Source organism: Grimontia indica (assembly GCF_000333895.2).
Lineage (GTDB): Bacteria > Pseudomonadota > Gammaproteobacteria > Enterobacterales > Vibrionaceae > Enterovibrio > Enterovibrio indicus.
Map to the genome: position 1 here is coordinate 68,967 of NZ_ANFM02000016.1, position 13,149 is coordinate 82,115.

Annotated in this window: 13 protein-coding genes; 4 read left to right on the forward strand and 9 right to left on the reverse strand. The window is 48.1% G+C overall.

Going from position 1 to position 13,149, the window contains the following annotated elements; all coding sequences use genetic code 11:
• Positions 1-142 precede the first annotated feature (142 nt).
• Entirely contained in the window at positions 143-2,230 is a 2,088-nt protein-coding gene (fusA, locus tag D515_RS09950; RefSeq protein ID WP_002538175.1) for an elongation factor G, read from the forward strand.
• 71 nt (positions 2,231-2,301) lie between these two features.
• Here the strand turns inward: fusA and D515_RS09955 are convergent, their stop codons facing one another.
• The 3 genes from D515_RS09955 to D515_RS09965 all read right to left on the reverse strand — a co-directional run bounded on the left by D515_RS09955 (position 2,302) and on the right by D515_RS09965 (position 5,386).
• Positions 2,302-2,769 carry a DUF302 domain-containing protein gene (locus D515_RS09955; protein WP_002538177.1) on the reverse strand — a complete coding sequence of 156 codons (468 nt, stop codon included), beginning with the start codon at positions 2,767-2,769 and terminating at the stop codon, positions 2,302-2,304.
• Positions 2,770-3,282: 513 nt separating this feature from the next.
• Positions 3,283-3,954, reverse strand: a complete 672-nt coding sequence (locus D515_RS09960) for a response regulator (RefSeq protein ID WP_002538178.1) — start codon at positions 3,952-3,954, stop codon at positions 3,283-3,285.
• The gene (locus D515_RS09965) at positions 3,947-5,386 is read right to left on the reverse strand and encodes an ATP-binding protein (RefSeq protein WP_239643961.1); all 1,440 of its coding nucleotides are present in this window, start codon (positions 5,384-5,386) and stop codon (positions 3,947-3,949) included. Before D515_RS09965 ends, D515_RS09960 begins: the two co-directional genes overlap by 8 nt.
• A gap of 216 nt (positions 5,387-5,602) precedes the next feature.
• On the opposite strand from D515_RS09965, the gene D515_RS09970 reads away from it, so the two are divergent.
• Positions 5,603-7,135 carry a cytochrome-c peroxidase gene (locus D515_RS09970; protein ID WP_051997494.1) on the forward strand — a complete coding sequence of 511 codons (1,533 nt, stop codon included), beginning with the start codon at positions 5,603-5,605 and terminating at the stop codon, positions 7,133-7,135.
• Between the two features lie 300 nt (positions 7,136-7,435).
• Here D515_RS09970 and D515_RS09975 read toward each other — a convergent pair whose 3' ends face one another.
• The 4 genes from D515_RS09975 to D515_RS09990 all read right to left on the reverse strand — a co-directional run bounded on the left by D515_RS09975 (position 7,436) and on the right by D515_RS09990 (position 11,281).
• Positions 7,436-7,615 (reverse strand): hypothetical protein, encoded by a 180-nt coding sequence (locus D515_RS09975; protein ID WP_002538184.1) that lies wholly within the window; start codon positions 7,613-7,615, stop codon positions 7,436-7,438.
• Between the two features lie 193 nt (positions 7,616-7,808).
• A complete protein-coding gene (locus tag D515_RS09980; protein ID WP_002538185.1) occupies positions 7,809-8,468 on the reverse strand; it encodes a c-type cytochrome in 660 nt (219 codons plus the stop codon).
• 4 nt (positions 8,469-8,472) lie between these two features.
• Positions 8,473-9,786 carry a molybdopterin-dependent oxidoreductase gene (locus D515_RS09985; protein WP_002538186.1) on the reverse strand — a complete coding sequence of 438 codons (1,314 nt, stop codon included), beginning with the start codon at positions 9,784-9,786 and terminating at the stop codon, positions 8,473-8,475.
• Between the two features lie 220 nt (positions 9,787-10,006).
• Positions 10,007-11,281: an amino acid deaminase gene (locus D515_RS09990; protein WP_002538187.1), complete on the reverse strand. Its 1,275-nt coding sequence runs from the start codon at positions 11,279-11,281 to the stop codon at positions 10,007-10,009.
• 127 nt (positions 11,282-11,408) lie between these two features.
• Between D515_RS09990 and D515_RS09995 the strand changes: the two genes are divergently transcribed.
• Positions 11,409-11,615 carry a hypothetical protein gene (locus D515_RS09995; RefSeq protein WP_002538189.1) on the forward strand — a complete coding sequence of 69 codons (207 nt, stop codon included), beginning with the start codon at positions 11,409-11,411 and terminating at the stop codon, positions 11,613-11,615.
• A 126-nt stretch (positions 11,616-11,741) separates the two neighbouring features.
• On the opposite strand, the gene D515_RS10000 is transcribed toward D515_RS09995, so the two are convergent.
• Both D515_RS10000 and D515_RS10005 read right to left on the reverse strand, forming a co-directional pair.
• Positions 11,742-12,023 (reverse strand): VF530 family protein, encoded by a 282-nt coding sequence (locus tag D515_RS10000; RefSeq protein WP_002538190.1) that lies wholly within the window; start codon positions 12,021-12,023, stop codon positions 11,742-11,744.
• Between the two features lie 118 nt (positions 12,024-12,141).
• A complete protein-coding gene (locus D515_RS10005) occupies positions 12,142-12,471 on the reverse strand; it encodes a hypothetical protein (protein ID WP_002538192.1) in 330 nt (109 codons plus the stop codon).
• 252 nt (positions 12,472-12,723) lie between these two features.
• Here D515_RS10005 and D515_RS10010 point away from each other — a divergent pair, with 252 nt between their 5' ends.
• Positions 12,724-13,101 carry a response regulator gene (locus D515_RS10010; protein ID WP_002538193.1) on the forward strand — a complete coding sequence of 126 codons (378 nt, stop codon included), beginning with the start codon at positions 12,724-12,726 and terminating at the stop codon, positions 13,099-13,101.
• The last annotated feature ends 48 nt before the right edge of the window (positions 13,102-13,149 follow it).

A 13,149-nucleotide genomic window follows, 5' to 3' on the forward strand; every position in this document is an offset into this window, starting at 1 on the left:
CCAAGATGCGCAGAAATGTATCGAATCGGCTATCAGTGAAAACTTATCTGATATCACTGTGTTCTACATGTTTCTTTACGCGACGACGCCTGCTATACTCCCGGCCCTGATATAAGCCAGTAATTGTTTATAGAGACGAACAATGACAGATCTAAGTAAATACAGAAACATTGGTATTTTCGCGCACGTTGATGCGGGTAAAACCACTACTACCGAGCGTATCCTGAAGCTAACCGGTCAAATCCACAAGACTGGTGAGGTTCATGATGGTGAATCGACTACTGACTTCATGGAACAGGAAGCTGAGCGTGGTATTACTATCCAGTCTGCAGCTGTAAGCTGTTTCTGGAAAGACCACCGCTTCAACGTTATCGATACTCCGGGACACGTTGATTTCACCGTTGAAGTTTACCGTTCTCTGAAAGTACTTGATGGCGGTATCGGTGTTTTCTGTGGTTCTGGCGGTGTTGAGCCTCAGTCAGAAACCAACTGGCGTTACGCTAACGAATCAGAAGTTGCACGTATCATCTTTGTAAACAAGCTGGACCGTATGGGTGCAGACTTCTTCAACGTTGTTGAGCAAGTTAAAAACGTTCTGGGTGCAAACCCAGTAGTGATGACTCTGCCAATCGGTCGTGAAGATGAGTTCGTAGGTGTTGTAGACATTCTGAACCGTCAAGCATACGTTTGGGATGACACTGGTCTGCCAGAAAACTACGAAATCAAAGAAGTTCCAGAAGATATGCTGGAGCAAATGGAAGAATATCGTGAGATGATGATCGAAACTGCTGTTGAGCAAGACGATGATCTGATGATGGCTTACATGGACGGCGAAGAGCCTTCTATCGAAGACATCAAGCGCTGCCTGCGTAAAGGTACTCGCGACTGTTCATTCTTCCCAACTTTCTGTGGTTCTGCATTCAAGAACAAAGGTATGCAGTTGGTACTGGACGCAGTTGTAGATTACCTGCCGTCTCCAACAGAAGTTGACCCACAGCCGCTGACTGACAAAGAAACTGGTGAGCCAACTGGTGAAGTTGCAACTGTTTCTGCTGACGAGCCACTGCGCGCACTGGCGTTCAAAATCATGGACGACCGTTTCGGTGCCCTGACCTTTATCCGTATTTACTCAGGCGTTATGAAGAAGGGTGACACCATCCTGAACGCAGCGACGGGTAAAACTGAGCGTATCGGCCGTATGGTTGAGATGCAAGCAGACGAGCGTAACGAGCTGACCTCTGCGCAAGCGGGTGACATCATCGCTGTTGTTGGTATGAAGAACGTTCAAACTGGTCACACTCTGTGTGATGTTAAGCACGAATGTACGCTTGAGCCAATGATCTTCCCAGTACCAGTAATCTCTATCGCTGTGTCTCCTAAGGACAAAGGCGGTTCTGAGAAAATGGGTATCGCGATCGGTAAGATGGTTGCAGAAGATCCATCATTCCAAGTTGAGACTGACGAAGATTCTGGCGAAACCATCCTGAAAGGTATGGGTGAACTTCACCTGGATATCAAAGTTGACATCCTGAAGCGTACTTACGGTGTAGACCTGATCGTTGGTCAACCACAGGTTGCTTACCGTGAAACTATCACTCAGCCAGTTGAAGACAGCTTCACTCACAAGAAGCAGTCTGGTGGTTCTGGTCAGTTCGGTAAGATCGACTACCGTATCAAGCCAGGTGAGCCAAACTCAGGCTTCACTTTCACTTCTACTGTTGTTGGTGGTAACGTTCCTAAGGAATTCTGGCCAGCAATCGAGAAAGGCTTCGCGGGCATGATGGAAACGGGTGTTCTGGCTGGCTTCCCAACGCTGGACGTTGAAGTTGAGCTGTTCGACGGTGGCTTCCACGCAGTTGACTCATCAGCAATCGCGTTCGAAATCGCAGCGAAAGGTGCATTCCGTCAATCTATGCCAAAAGCTGGTCCACAGCTTCTTGAGCCAATCATGAAAGTTGACGTATTCACTCCAGAAGATCACGTTGGTGACGTAATCGGTGACCTGAACCGTCGTCGTGGTATGATCAAAGACCAACAAGCTGGCGCAACTGGCGTTCGCATCAAGGGTGATGTACCACTGTCAGAAATGTTCGGTTACATCGGTACCCTGCGTACTATGACTTCAGGTCGTGGTCAGTTCTCTATGGAGTTCGCACACTACGCACCATGTCCAGCAAACGTTGCTGAGAAAGTTATCGCTGAAGTTAAAGAGCGTAACGCTAAGAAGTAATTCTTAACGACTTTCTAAAAGAAAACCCCGCAGCTTGCTGCGGGGTTTTTGTTTGCCTGAAGAACGCCTTTTTATTGCTGAGGCGTTGGTTGCGTGGCCAGTCTTGCTAGAGTCACCAACGCTTTCTCTACTTTCCTCACCGCCAAATCGCATTTATCCAACCTATGGCGTTTAACGACATAGGCGGGGTTGTTATAACCAAGCCAGACAGTTCCATCATCGTCTTCCCATATCAGGGCTTTTTGCGGCAGGTCAATACCAGCGGTCTGATTACACTCGATCAGAGAGCTACCGACGTTAGGGTTCCCAAAAATGACCAATTCCGTAGGACGCAAGTCTCTGCCTGTTTCTCGCGCACCATCTTCGTGGTCAATACGGCCTATCACATTCAAACCATGCGCTCTTACTGCCGCTATAAGACGGTCTGTAGTGGTTCGTACATCGTATTGGCTTTGTACCTGAACCATTCCTTCCAGCGCCGTTGAAGGCAGGCTAACGAAGGCAGCAATGAACGCAAAAAGTCGGATGTTCAATTTCATAGCTGAATCCTTTTTACGAATACCAAATTGAATAATCGCCAATACCTAACCTTCCATGTGCACTGTCATCAATGGAGAAAATGCCCAATAAATCAGTGCTAATGATTAGTTAGGTATGCAGAAGACACCATTCATCACGTTTAAATGGATGAAGTAGAACTGCATGCCAACACATAAAGACTAGCAAATTGTTTTAGAAGTCACTTAAATGACTGAGAATCAAATGTTGGATTCTAGGGGCTGTTGTTCTTTGGTGATGGTTTTTGCAGCAGTTTGTGGGGATTTTATGCAAGGCAGAGGCTTCGAAATGTAGCAGGCCTACATGAGAAGCCGATAACGCAGGAGAAAGTCCCCCACAAACGCTGCCCGAAGGGTTCTTCCCTAAGCGTTTTATGCTTTGTTGAGGTGGATTTGCTTAGAATGACTAGGCGGCATACACCTCGCCGCGCCTAAAACGCTTAGGGCTAGAACAAAATTCAACCACCAAAGGTCAACAGCCCCTACGCAAGCTGTTTAAAGTACCAGCTTATAGCCGACGCTGTAGACGGATTGCACGACTTCGTCTTCAGCACTGATAGCATTGAGTTTTTTGCGCAGCTTTTTGATATGACTATCAACGGTTCTTTCGCTGACAACTCTATGATCTTGATAAATATTATCGATAAGTTGCTGTCGCGAAAATACCCGCCCAGGGTCGCTGTATAGAAGATTCAACAGGTTGAACTCGATGGCAGTTAATGCCACTTCCTGTTGTTTGAACGTCACGATGTAACGTGACTCGTCGAGCTCCAGATTACTTGGGGTTTCTTGTTGGTTCGTCTGATTTCCAAGGCGACGAAGCACGGTTTTTACTCTGGCAACCACCTCTCTGGGGGAGAAAGGTTTACAGATATAGTCATCGGCACCCAACTCCAATCCGAGTAACCGATCAATCTCTTCGACTTTGGCGGTAATCATGATAATGGGAACATCACTTTGCTGTCGGATTTCACGGCATACAGTCAGTCCGTCTTTCTCTGGCAGCATCAGATCCAACAAAATCAAATCCGGCCGATGAACTTGCTCCCAATCTACCGCTTCAGCACCAGTAAACTGTTGGGTGACGTCGTGGCCTGCTTGAAGGAGATAGTCTGTGATCAGTTGAGAAATTTTAGGTTCGTCTTCAACAACAAGTATCTTAGCCATGCTCTTTTCCTGAGTTAAAGGCATTGGGTAAATTCACGGTAATCCTTAACCCGCCTAATGGTGAGTGGCTGGCCTGAATACTTCCAGCATGCGCTTCGGCAATTTTATGCACGATAGCGAGCCCAAGGCCTGAACCGCCTTTTTCCCGGTTTCTTGAGCTTTCTACCCGGTAGAGTTTTTCGAATAAACAGGGTAAAGATTCATTTGGTACGTCGGGTGCGGAGTCTTCGACGATCAGACTAACTAGGTTATGTTCTCTTGCCAGAGATAATCGAACAGTGCCCGGAGAATCGGTATATTTCTCGCTATTGCTCAGCAGGTTCTCAATAAGCTGTTGTATTCGAGTCTCGTCACCGTCAATCCAGATTGATTCATCGCCTACTTCCCATTCCAGATTTAGCCCAAGCTTTTGCATTTGAAGCGCGCGTCGCCGGCAGGTTTCTTTCACCAGTTCGCTGATATCCAAGTCAGACATTTTGTAGCGATACGCGCCTATGTCTGCATTTGTCAGCTCATACAAGTCCTCGATCAATTTCTGTAGATGAACGATCTCTTCTTCAATAGAGGCTAACGTTTTTTGGTTAGCAGGTCGGATTCCGTCAATGATTGCTTCGAATTCTCCTTTGATGATGGATAGAGGCGTCCTGAGTTCATGAGCTGTACTGGCTAACCACTCTTTGCGGGCACTTTCTGCAGATTCTAGTGTGGCTGCAAGCGTATTTATGTCAGCCGCTAACTTGGCCACTTCGTCTTTTCCATAAACCTTCGTGCGGGCAGTATAGTTACCTTTTGCGATCTCCCCTGTGGTCGAGGCGATCTGGGTGACAGGTCGAATAAAAGCTCTTGAGAAGAACAGAGCAGCAATGGCACCCAACAAAAGCGCAACCAGAGCTAACAAAAGAAATGCATGTTTCTGGCTTTCTGCGAAAGCTACGTCATAAGAAGCTTCCGGCACCTTGGATGGCGGCCAGGCAAGGTAAGCGATTAGGGTGCCATCGGCAGTGATGGGTAATGTTGAGAAGTCTTTCTTATAAGGTCCTTTGACGGGGACGTGATCTTCATTGAGCAGAGAGACACGAAGTTGATATTGTGGGGGAGGATGTCGACCCCGCTTCCTCTCGTGAGGTGGCGGTGGTTTGCTGCCAAACTCTCTGCTCCTTGGTGGCGGCCGTCGAGCGTTATCTGGCTCAAAAAGTATGCTCATCACCCAGCTGCTCATCAACTCATCGGTGAGGGTTTCACCTTGCTTTGAACTCTCCACAAGTTGTCGCCAGTAATAGGGTTCTTCCTCTATGAGGGAAAGGTTGCCATTTAACTCATGGAAGTGCTTGATGTTGTCCGCCAATGTTTGGAAAACGACGGCTTCACGTTGATTGATATAGCGGATTAAACCTTGGTCGAAGCTCCATTGAATAGCGATGTAGAGCAGCATGAGAATCGCACCCAACGTAATGAGAAAACTAAGCCATAAGCGGACAAACAGTGACATGAAAACTCCAATTCTTTGACTTAACAAGAGTATAAGTAGAGTGGTGTCGCTGCGAATACCCTGTCGCCAACTTGCACAATTGATCCACATTTCTTGCACAAGGCATGCACTTTTCCTTTGTAACCTAAAAAAGCACAGGTTGTGTTTAGGGGAAAGACAATGGAAATTGCAGCAAATAATAACAGTCATTGGGCTGCGCTGATGTTATGTAGTAGTGCATTGATCGGGTGTGGTGGTGGGGGCGGCGATGAAGGCAGTGCCCAAATGATGCAGACAGCAGAACAAACTGAACTGGCGGGGATAATCGAGAGTCTGGGATTAGCGGAAAGCCCATTGTCGGGCAGGACATTTCCTAATATCAGTGATCCGCTTCCTCAGCTCGGCAAAAAGCTGTTCTTCAGTAAAAGCTTGAGCGGCGATCAGGACGTAGCATGTGCAAGCTGCCATCACCCCATGTTGGGTGGTGCTGATGGACTGAGCCTTCCTGTTGGTGTCAATGCGATACAGCCGGAGGTCATGGGAGAGGGTCGGGTAGATGGGGACAACCTGCCAGATGTTCCGAGAAATAGCCCAACCGTTTTCAATGTCGCGCTTTGGGATACCAGCTTGTTTTGGGATTCTCGTGTCGAAAGTCTAGGCAAAGAGGCTGGGCAAAATGGTTCAGTCTCTGGCATCAGTACGCCGGATTCCGGTTTTGGTGTTGCAGATACCAATGCGGGTAACAACCTTGTTATGGCACAGGCTAGATTTCCAGTGACATCCGATGAAGAGATGAAAGACACCACCTTTGAGTTTGGGGAAACCAATGATTCAATTCGCGACCATCTTGCCGCACGGTTCGGCGACTACGGTGAAGGTGTTGGCGAACTTGCTACTAACGAATGGCTGACGGCTTTTCAGGTTGCTTTTAGCAGCAGTGATGGCGCAGCAACACTGATTACTTTCGACAACATTGCTTTGGCTCTGTCTGAGTATCAACGCTCCATGGTATTTGTGAATTCGCCTTGGCAGAACTATCTCGATGGAGATACCAGCGCGTTAAGTGATGATGCCATTGAAGGAGCCATTCTGTTTTATACCTCAACAAACGACGATGGCGGAGGCTGTGTAAACTGCCACAGTGGGTCGCTGTTTAGTGATGGTCAACAGCACACCATTGGCTTTCCGCAAATTGGCCCGGGCAAAGGAGTAGGGAATGATGACGATTTTGGCCGTGAGTCCATCACTGGAGATCGTGACGACAGGTATCGCTACCGTACACCCTCATTGTTAAACGTCGCAGTGACCGCGCCTTATGGTCATGCTGGCGCGTATGCTGATTTGAATGATGTGCTTCGTCACTACAATAACCCCAGAAATACTGTCGACGACTTCTTTGATGACGGTGAACTGTGCGATTTACCGCAGTTTGAAAATGTATCGGGTTGCACCAGCCTCTACCCCGATGCCCGTCAGAATTCATTCCGTGCATTGAACAAGTTGGATGATGAGCAGGATGAAGGCACATCGCTTTTTGGCAACATTAATATTAACGGCAACGAGAGAAACCAACTCGAAGCGTTTCTGAATGCGCTGACCGATCCCTGCGTGAGGGACAGGGACTGCATGAGCCCATGGATTGCAGATGAAGTGGTGGATAACCCCGATGATAATGTACTGATTGCGACTGACCAGTTTGGGTCGCCACTGTAGTGTTTAAATACTGCCCCGAATTGGCCAGATTCTCTCTTGACCAGTTTATTGTTCTGGAAAAAGGAACTTTGACCTTCAACGCCAAGGGTGACCGCAGAAACAAAAAATGCCCCGAATGGGGCATTTTTTCTTGAGCGAGAAAAAGCTTAGGCTTTCTTAAGCGCTTTTTTGATTTTCTTCACTTTCGCTTTTGCTTTCTTCAGTGATTTTTTCAGTTCTTTCTTTGACTTTGCCATGATGCAATCTCCATTTAATTCTCAAATGAGGCCCTTTGGTAATGCTTAATCCGAAGAACTCCTGTTAAAGGCCATTTGACCCATTTTCCTTTAGGAACTGTTTAATAAACTTGCGAATTTCCCGTGCCGCCGAACTATCCAGCTCTTCACAGAGCGACACGAATTCATCCCTTTGTTGGCCATTGATCCGGATGATGAGTTGGCTGTCTTTTTTGTTGGTGTCGCTTTTCTTTTTACTGGCCATGTACAAAATCCGTATCGCCAATAGATATACAATGTATATACACAAAGGTGGCCAGCATCTAGCAAACTGTCGGCTTTTTTGAGGCAAATAACGTTGCCATGTAAGTTGAAGTAATTAAGGCTGCGGTAGGTGAGATTTGAATTGGAAAATAGAAACGTTTGCCAATAATGACAAACGTCTCCGGCGGTGGGATTTATAAACCGTAGTACGTAGAGAGATAAACCAGCACAGCTTCGTGATCATCAGGATCTAACTCGTCCATGCCTTGCTCATCCACCATCCATTCGAGGGTTTCATCCCAGCTGTCTTTGCTCAAACCTTGCTGGACGACAAGATGAAGTGAGTGGCAGGCTGAACAAACAGCAGCAACCAGTGCCATGTTTTCTCCGGGTTTGAGAATACCGTCTCCAACAGACTTCACAGGAGCTCCCGCGGCAGCGGTTGTCCATAGTGGAGGATTCGGATTTTTACTGGCAAGCCAGGCAATAATGGCAGCCCTTGCACCCGGGTCTTCAACACCGGGAAACACCATATTGGTACCCGGAGCGAATGTTGCTGGAGACTGCAAAAAGGCATCAAGCTTTTCTGCGTCCCATTGCCCTTGATGCTGTTTGAACCCATCGCTGTAGTTGAATCCTTCGAAAGAGGCGATATTACGGTCGGCCAGCCCCCACAGGGGTGGGCCGACAACCGCAACACCATCAGGCTCTACCTGATGACAGGCTTTGCAAACCAGGGCTTGCTGTTCTCCTGACGCTATCAATTCTTCATTGGCGAAAAGCGCAGTACTGAAGACAAAAAGCAAAGATAGAGGGAGCGGAGTAAACCGCTCAATGATGTTGAATCCATGCATCCACTTACCCCTTCACAACAACTGCAACACGGTGAAAGCTGTTGTTGAGATAGCCTTTGGGGTTCCATGCAATGGCGAAAGGCTGGCTGACGCCTTGGTCGTCAGTGGCTTTTGCCCACACTTCGTAGTAGCCGGGTTGGGGGAATTGCACCTTAGCATTGAAGGTCTGCCATGCGCCTTCGTTTGCTGGATCTGCTAGATCCGCATCCATCCATGTTGCTCCGAAGTCTGTGGATAGTTGTACTTTGTTAACTTTGCGGTCTCCTGACCAAGCATGGCCTTTCACCATTAACTCGTTACCACTGATTTCAGTGTTGGTTTGTGGCGACGTGATGAGCGACTTCACTGGCATGCGCTCAATGATGACGAAATCTTCTTTCGCCACTTTCTCTCCCGGTGCGACAGGACGGTTGGGAACGCGGTAAGCCTTGCCTGTCATTTTTGGGCCGTCATGAACCTGATCCCTTACCTGAATGCGTGTTAGCCATTTTTGTGAACAGGAGCCTGGCCACCCTGGAACCACCAGACGAAGTGGTGCGCCATTCATTGGGTGAAGCGGTTCGCCATTTTGTTCAAAGGCTATCAGATTTTCTCCGCCCATCGCTTTAGCAATAGGTAATCCACGGGAGATAGGGAGCTTATCTGCTTTCCCTGAAAGGTGTTTGTCAGCGCTGTAGTGTGCGGTGTATACGGCGCCGTCCTGAACACCCGCGGCTTTGAGCACATCTGCGAGCCTAACGCCTGTCCAGTTTGAGCATGCCACGGCACCGTAAGTCCACTGGTTGCCTTTGGCTTTGGGCTCAAAGAAAGCGCGGCCATTGCCTCCACATTCCACCACGAGTTGCTGTTCAACCACATCGAAGTTTTTCTTAAGATCCCCAATGGTCAACGTCATCGGCTTATCAACCAGACCATCAATGGTCAGTGTCCAGCTATCTGCATCGACATCTGTTGGGGGAATACCATTATTACGGATAAAGTGTCGTGTGGTGGGTGTGATGTCATCGTTCAAAAGGTGAGGTGGCGTTTCTGCATTCATGGGTCTGTCGTTTAAAACGGTCAAACCGTCTTTTCCCTCAATCACCACATCTTCAAGGCCTTCTGCAAAAGCGGCGGGAATCATGCCCGCAGGCATATTTCGGTGAAAGGGAATAGCTCCTCCCAACACGGCTGCCATAGTGGCTAACCCTGCGCCTTTCAAAAAGCCTCGTCTGTCTGGGTAACTAACCCTTCCGAACACTTTGCCATCCGCTGTTTCTGGATTTTTTTCGTAGTACTCGTAGATACCTTTTGGTGCGTTTTTGTCTTCTTCTTTCATACTGCGTTCCTTCTTTTAGCCAACATCCTGGTAACTAGTGTCAGTTACTCCTCTACAAGCCCGTTTTAAATGTGCTGCAAAAAGCGTAGTCAGCACCTGGAGAGACGGATCTCTCGGAACCGATAAAACAGTGAGGTACAAACAAAGGGACGGTGGAAGAAAGTCGTTAGATGCGTATAGAGACAAAAAAAATGCTCACCGATGTGAGCATCTTAGGAAGTTAAAATTGGGTGGGTAACCAATGCTCAACAGTAAAGTCGTCATCAGCTAACGCAATATAGCGCCACTTATCGAAAGTCAGGCAAGGATGTGACGTGGAAAAAGCGATGACATCACCTACCTGTAAATCGCATTCTTCTGGGACATCGACAAAGGTGTGCTGATCCATCACGGCGGTAGCCGTCAACCCTTTGATATCAATTGGCGAGCCGTTTCGGAAGCCGCGCTCTGCAATAGGTAATCCTGCATCATAGGAGGCATCACGTTTGCCCATACCAATCACTGCCTTGCCCGGCTCTGGAGTAGAAACCACGCAAGCCCATACCTCCAGCGCGTTCTTCAAATCACCACCCAAGCGGCAAGCGACTCCCTGATTTTTCTCTGCACGGGCCATCACCTTCTTCTGCGCAACATCGTAAATACCGGTGTCGTGGGTGAGATAACAGCCGGGGCGGATAACAGGGAGTAAGTCGTTATATTGGGAGAAGGTCTCTGCCACCACATCATACCAAGCCGAACCTGCACCAGTGACGATGGCATCTTTGGTGTCAATCAGCCCCTGATCTTTGAGGGATTTCGCAAGTTCAGCAGTTTCGGCAATGAAGGCACGGACACGCGCTTCGGCATCGTCACCTGAAATGACGCCTTCATAGACTTCGACGCCTGCGAGGGCTGTACCTGGTAATTGATGAATACATTTAGCAAGCTCAGTCGCTGCTTCAATTCCCCGCACCCCACACCGTCCGCCAGCGACACCCAACTCAATAAAAACATTCACTTGCTGGCCACGTTCTGCGAAGAAGCTCGATAGCTGCTCCACATTCAATGTTGAATCAACGCTGCAGTAGAAATTCACATCGAAGCAGGATTGGAGTCTGGCAACCTCGGCCATGTTGGCTTTCCCCACCAACTGGTTGGCCATGATGATGTTTTGTGCGCCTGTCATGGCTGCAACTTCTGCGTGAGCTGGTGTGGCGATTGTCATGCCCCAGGCGCCTTGTTCAAGTTGGCGCTTGAAGAGGTAAGGTGTCATGGAGGTTTTACCATGAGGACATAATTTAACCTGGTGCTGATCAGCGAACGCTTGCATCCACTGGATGTTGCTGTCGACCGCGCTTTGCAATATGACGGCTGCGGGTAGGCTGATCTCTTCCAAAGTCAGGCTGTAACGTCCATCGTCTTTCTGTTCAGCCCAAACACCTTTTGTACCCGGCGGGAAGTTTTTTTGGAGTGACACTTGATAGTTATCAATAGGTTGTTCCGCAGAGTGACTCATTCCTTATTCTCCTAACATCCACTGTGTGCCATCGCGCTGGCTGATAAGTACTCAAAATATTAAGGCTTCGATGCGGTGCTGGCTACAGCAAATCTCTCCCAATTCTACAAGCAACAAGGACAGATCGATGGAATTCGATGTTGTGGTAAGTCGAGTAAATCTAATTGACGGTTCAGGTAAGCCAGCCTTTGAGGCCGATGTGGCAGTGAAGGATGACCGGAAAGAAGCCATCAGCAGCCCGGGCTCTCTCTCCGCTGAGAAGCAGATAAACGGGAAAAGTTTGGTGCTGGCTCCCGGCTTTATCGATGTTCACACTCACGATGACACAATGTGAGTGTGAACCGGAATGTTTGCCAAAGATCAGTCAATTGTGGGCAACTGCGGGATCAGCGCTTCCCATAGCGTTCTGCTAAAAGCGCTTTTTGCAAGAACAAAACTTAGCCACCAAGGTTAATAGGTCCTAGGCGTCGCTATCTAGTTTTTTGAGTGCGGCTGCCCAAGGATCGGCTTTTTCAGTCGTTGTGTTGCCAGCGAAGGTGTCGACATAGAGTTGCTCGACCTTCTCACGCGCCCAAGGGGTTTTGCGCAGAAATTTCAGACTGGATTTCACCGAAGGATCGCTTCGGAAGCAGTTGATGGCGATTTCATTGCCAAGTGCCTGCCAACCATAGTGTTCCGCCAGCTTGTTGATGATTTGTTCGAGTTTCACGCCATGAAGCGGGTTGTTTGGTTGATGGTCCATAATACTGCTTGAATAGGTAATGACAGCGGCGAATGTGCCACAATGAGTGGGGCTGTTCAACGAAAAACAGAGGCCCGGAAGCCTCTGTCTAAGTTTTTATGTTTCAGCGGGGCTGAACTTAGCGACGCATTGAAAGGCTTTGGTCGCTGAATTGGTTCATGCGAAGACGGGTTTTGATGTCTTCACAAGCACGTTGAATACTAAAGGTATCTTCGTCATTCATGTGCAGAGAAAGCGTACCGCTGAAGCGGACGTCTTCACAAATGTCTGCCAGACCGATCAGATCGGCAATCTTTGCATCTTCAGGATCTTTTAGCAGTTTCTCATGCTGCTTCTGAATTTGGATTGTGTAGATTTTGCTGGAATAGGTGATGGAAGAAAGTGTCAGAGCAATCATCGCAACCAGCAATACTGCGGTGGCAATAATTAAAGGTTTGTTGTTAGACATAGCGCTATCCGTACCAACTGAAGTGAAATTAAGTTTCTAATTATTAATGCGTAAAGTCTACGCTTCTGGGCATTGTGTTATCAATAGTTTCAAATCTATAAATAGCGAAAATATGAGACCATGATCTAAAAACAGTAAGTTACTCTTAATCAGAGAGAAATAGGGGAATAGTCCCAAATAAATTGAGTTGTATTTGTGACTTGGGATGTGAGATAGTAATGAGAATGAATATCATTAGCGGTTTTGAATGCAATGCGTGAACTGCTGCTTATCGAAAATGTGCTGTCGCCTTGTGGCTGGATGAAAAGTGTACTTGCCGAGCATGGCTGCAAGGTCACAAGAGTGCTTCACGTTAAACAGGCCGAGCGGGCGCTGAGCCAGACCCAGTTCGATATGATCCTGTTGGCAGGAGAAGGTGCATTGCCTTGCGTGACCGATGTAAAAAGGCTTCGCCAGTCAACGTCTTTGCCTTTGGTTGTGATGCTGCCGCAGACTAGTGCTGAGGATTTATCAACACTGCATTATGCGGGGGTTAACGGCTTGGTCAGCGCAACGTCATCCCGAGATGAGTTATGGGAAACCGCTAAAACTGCTTATGACAATACACCGCCTAAGCCTGTCGATGTCTGACGGAGTGAGGGTATCTGACGCACATAGTTCTGACACCACTTGCCGGGT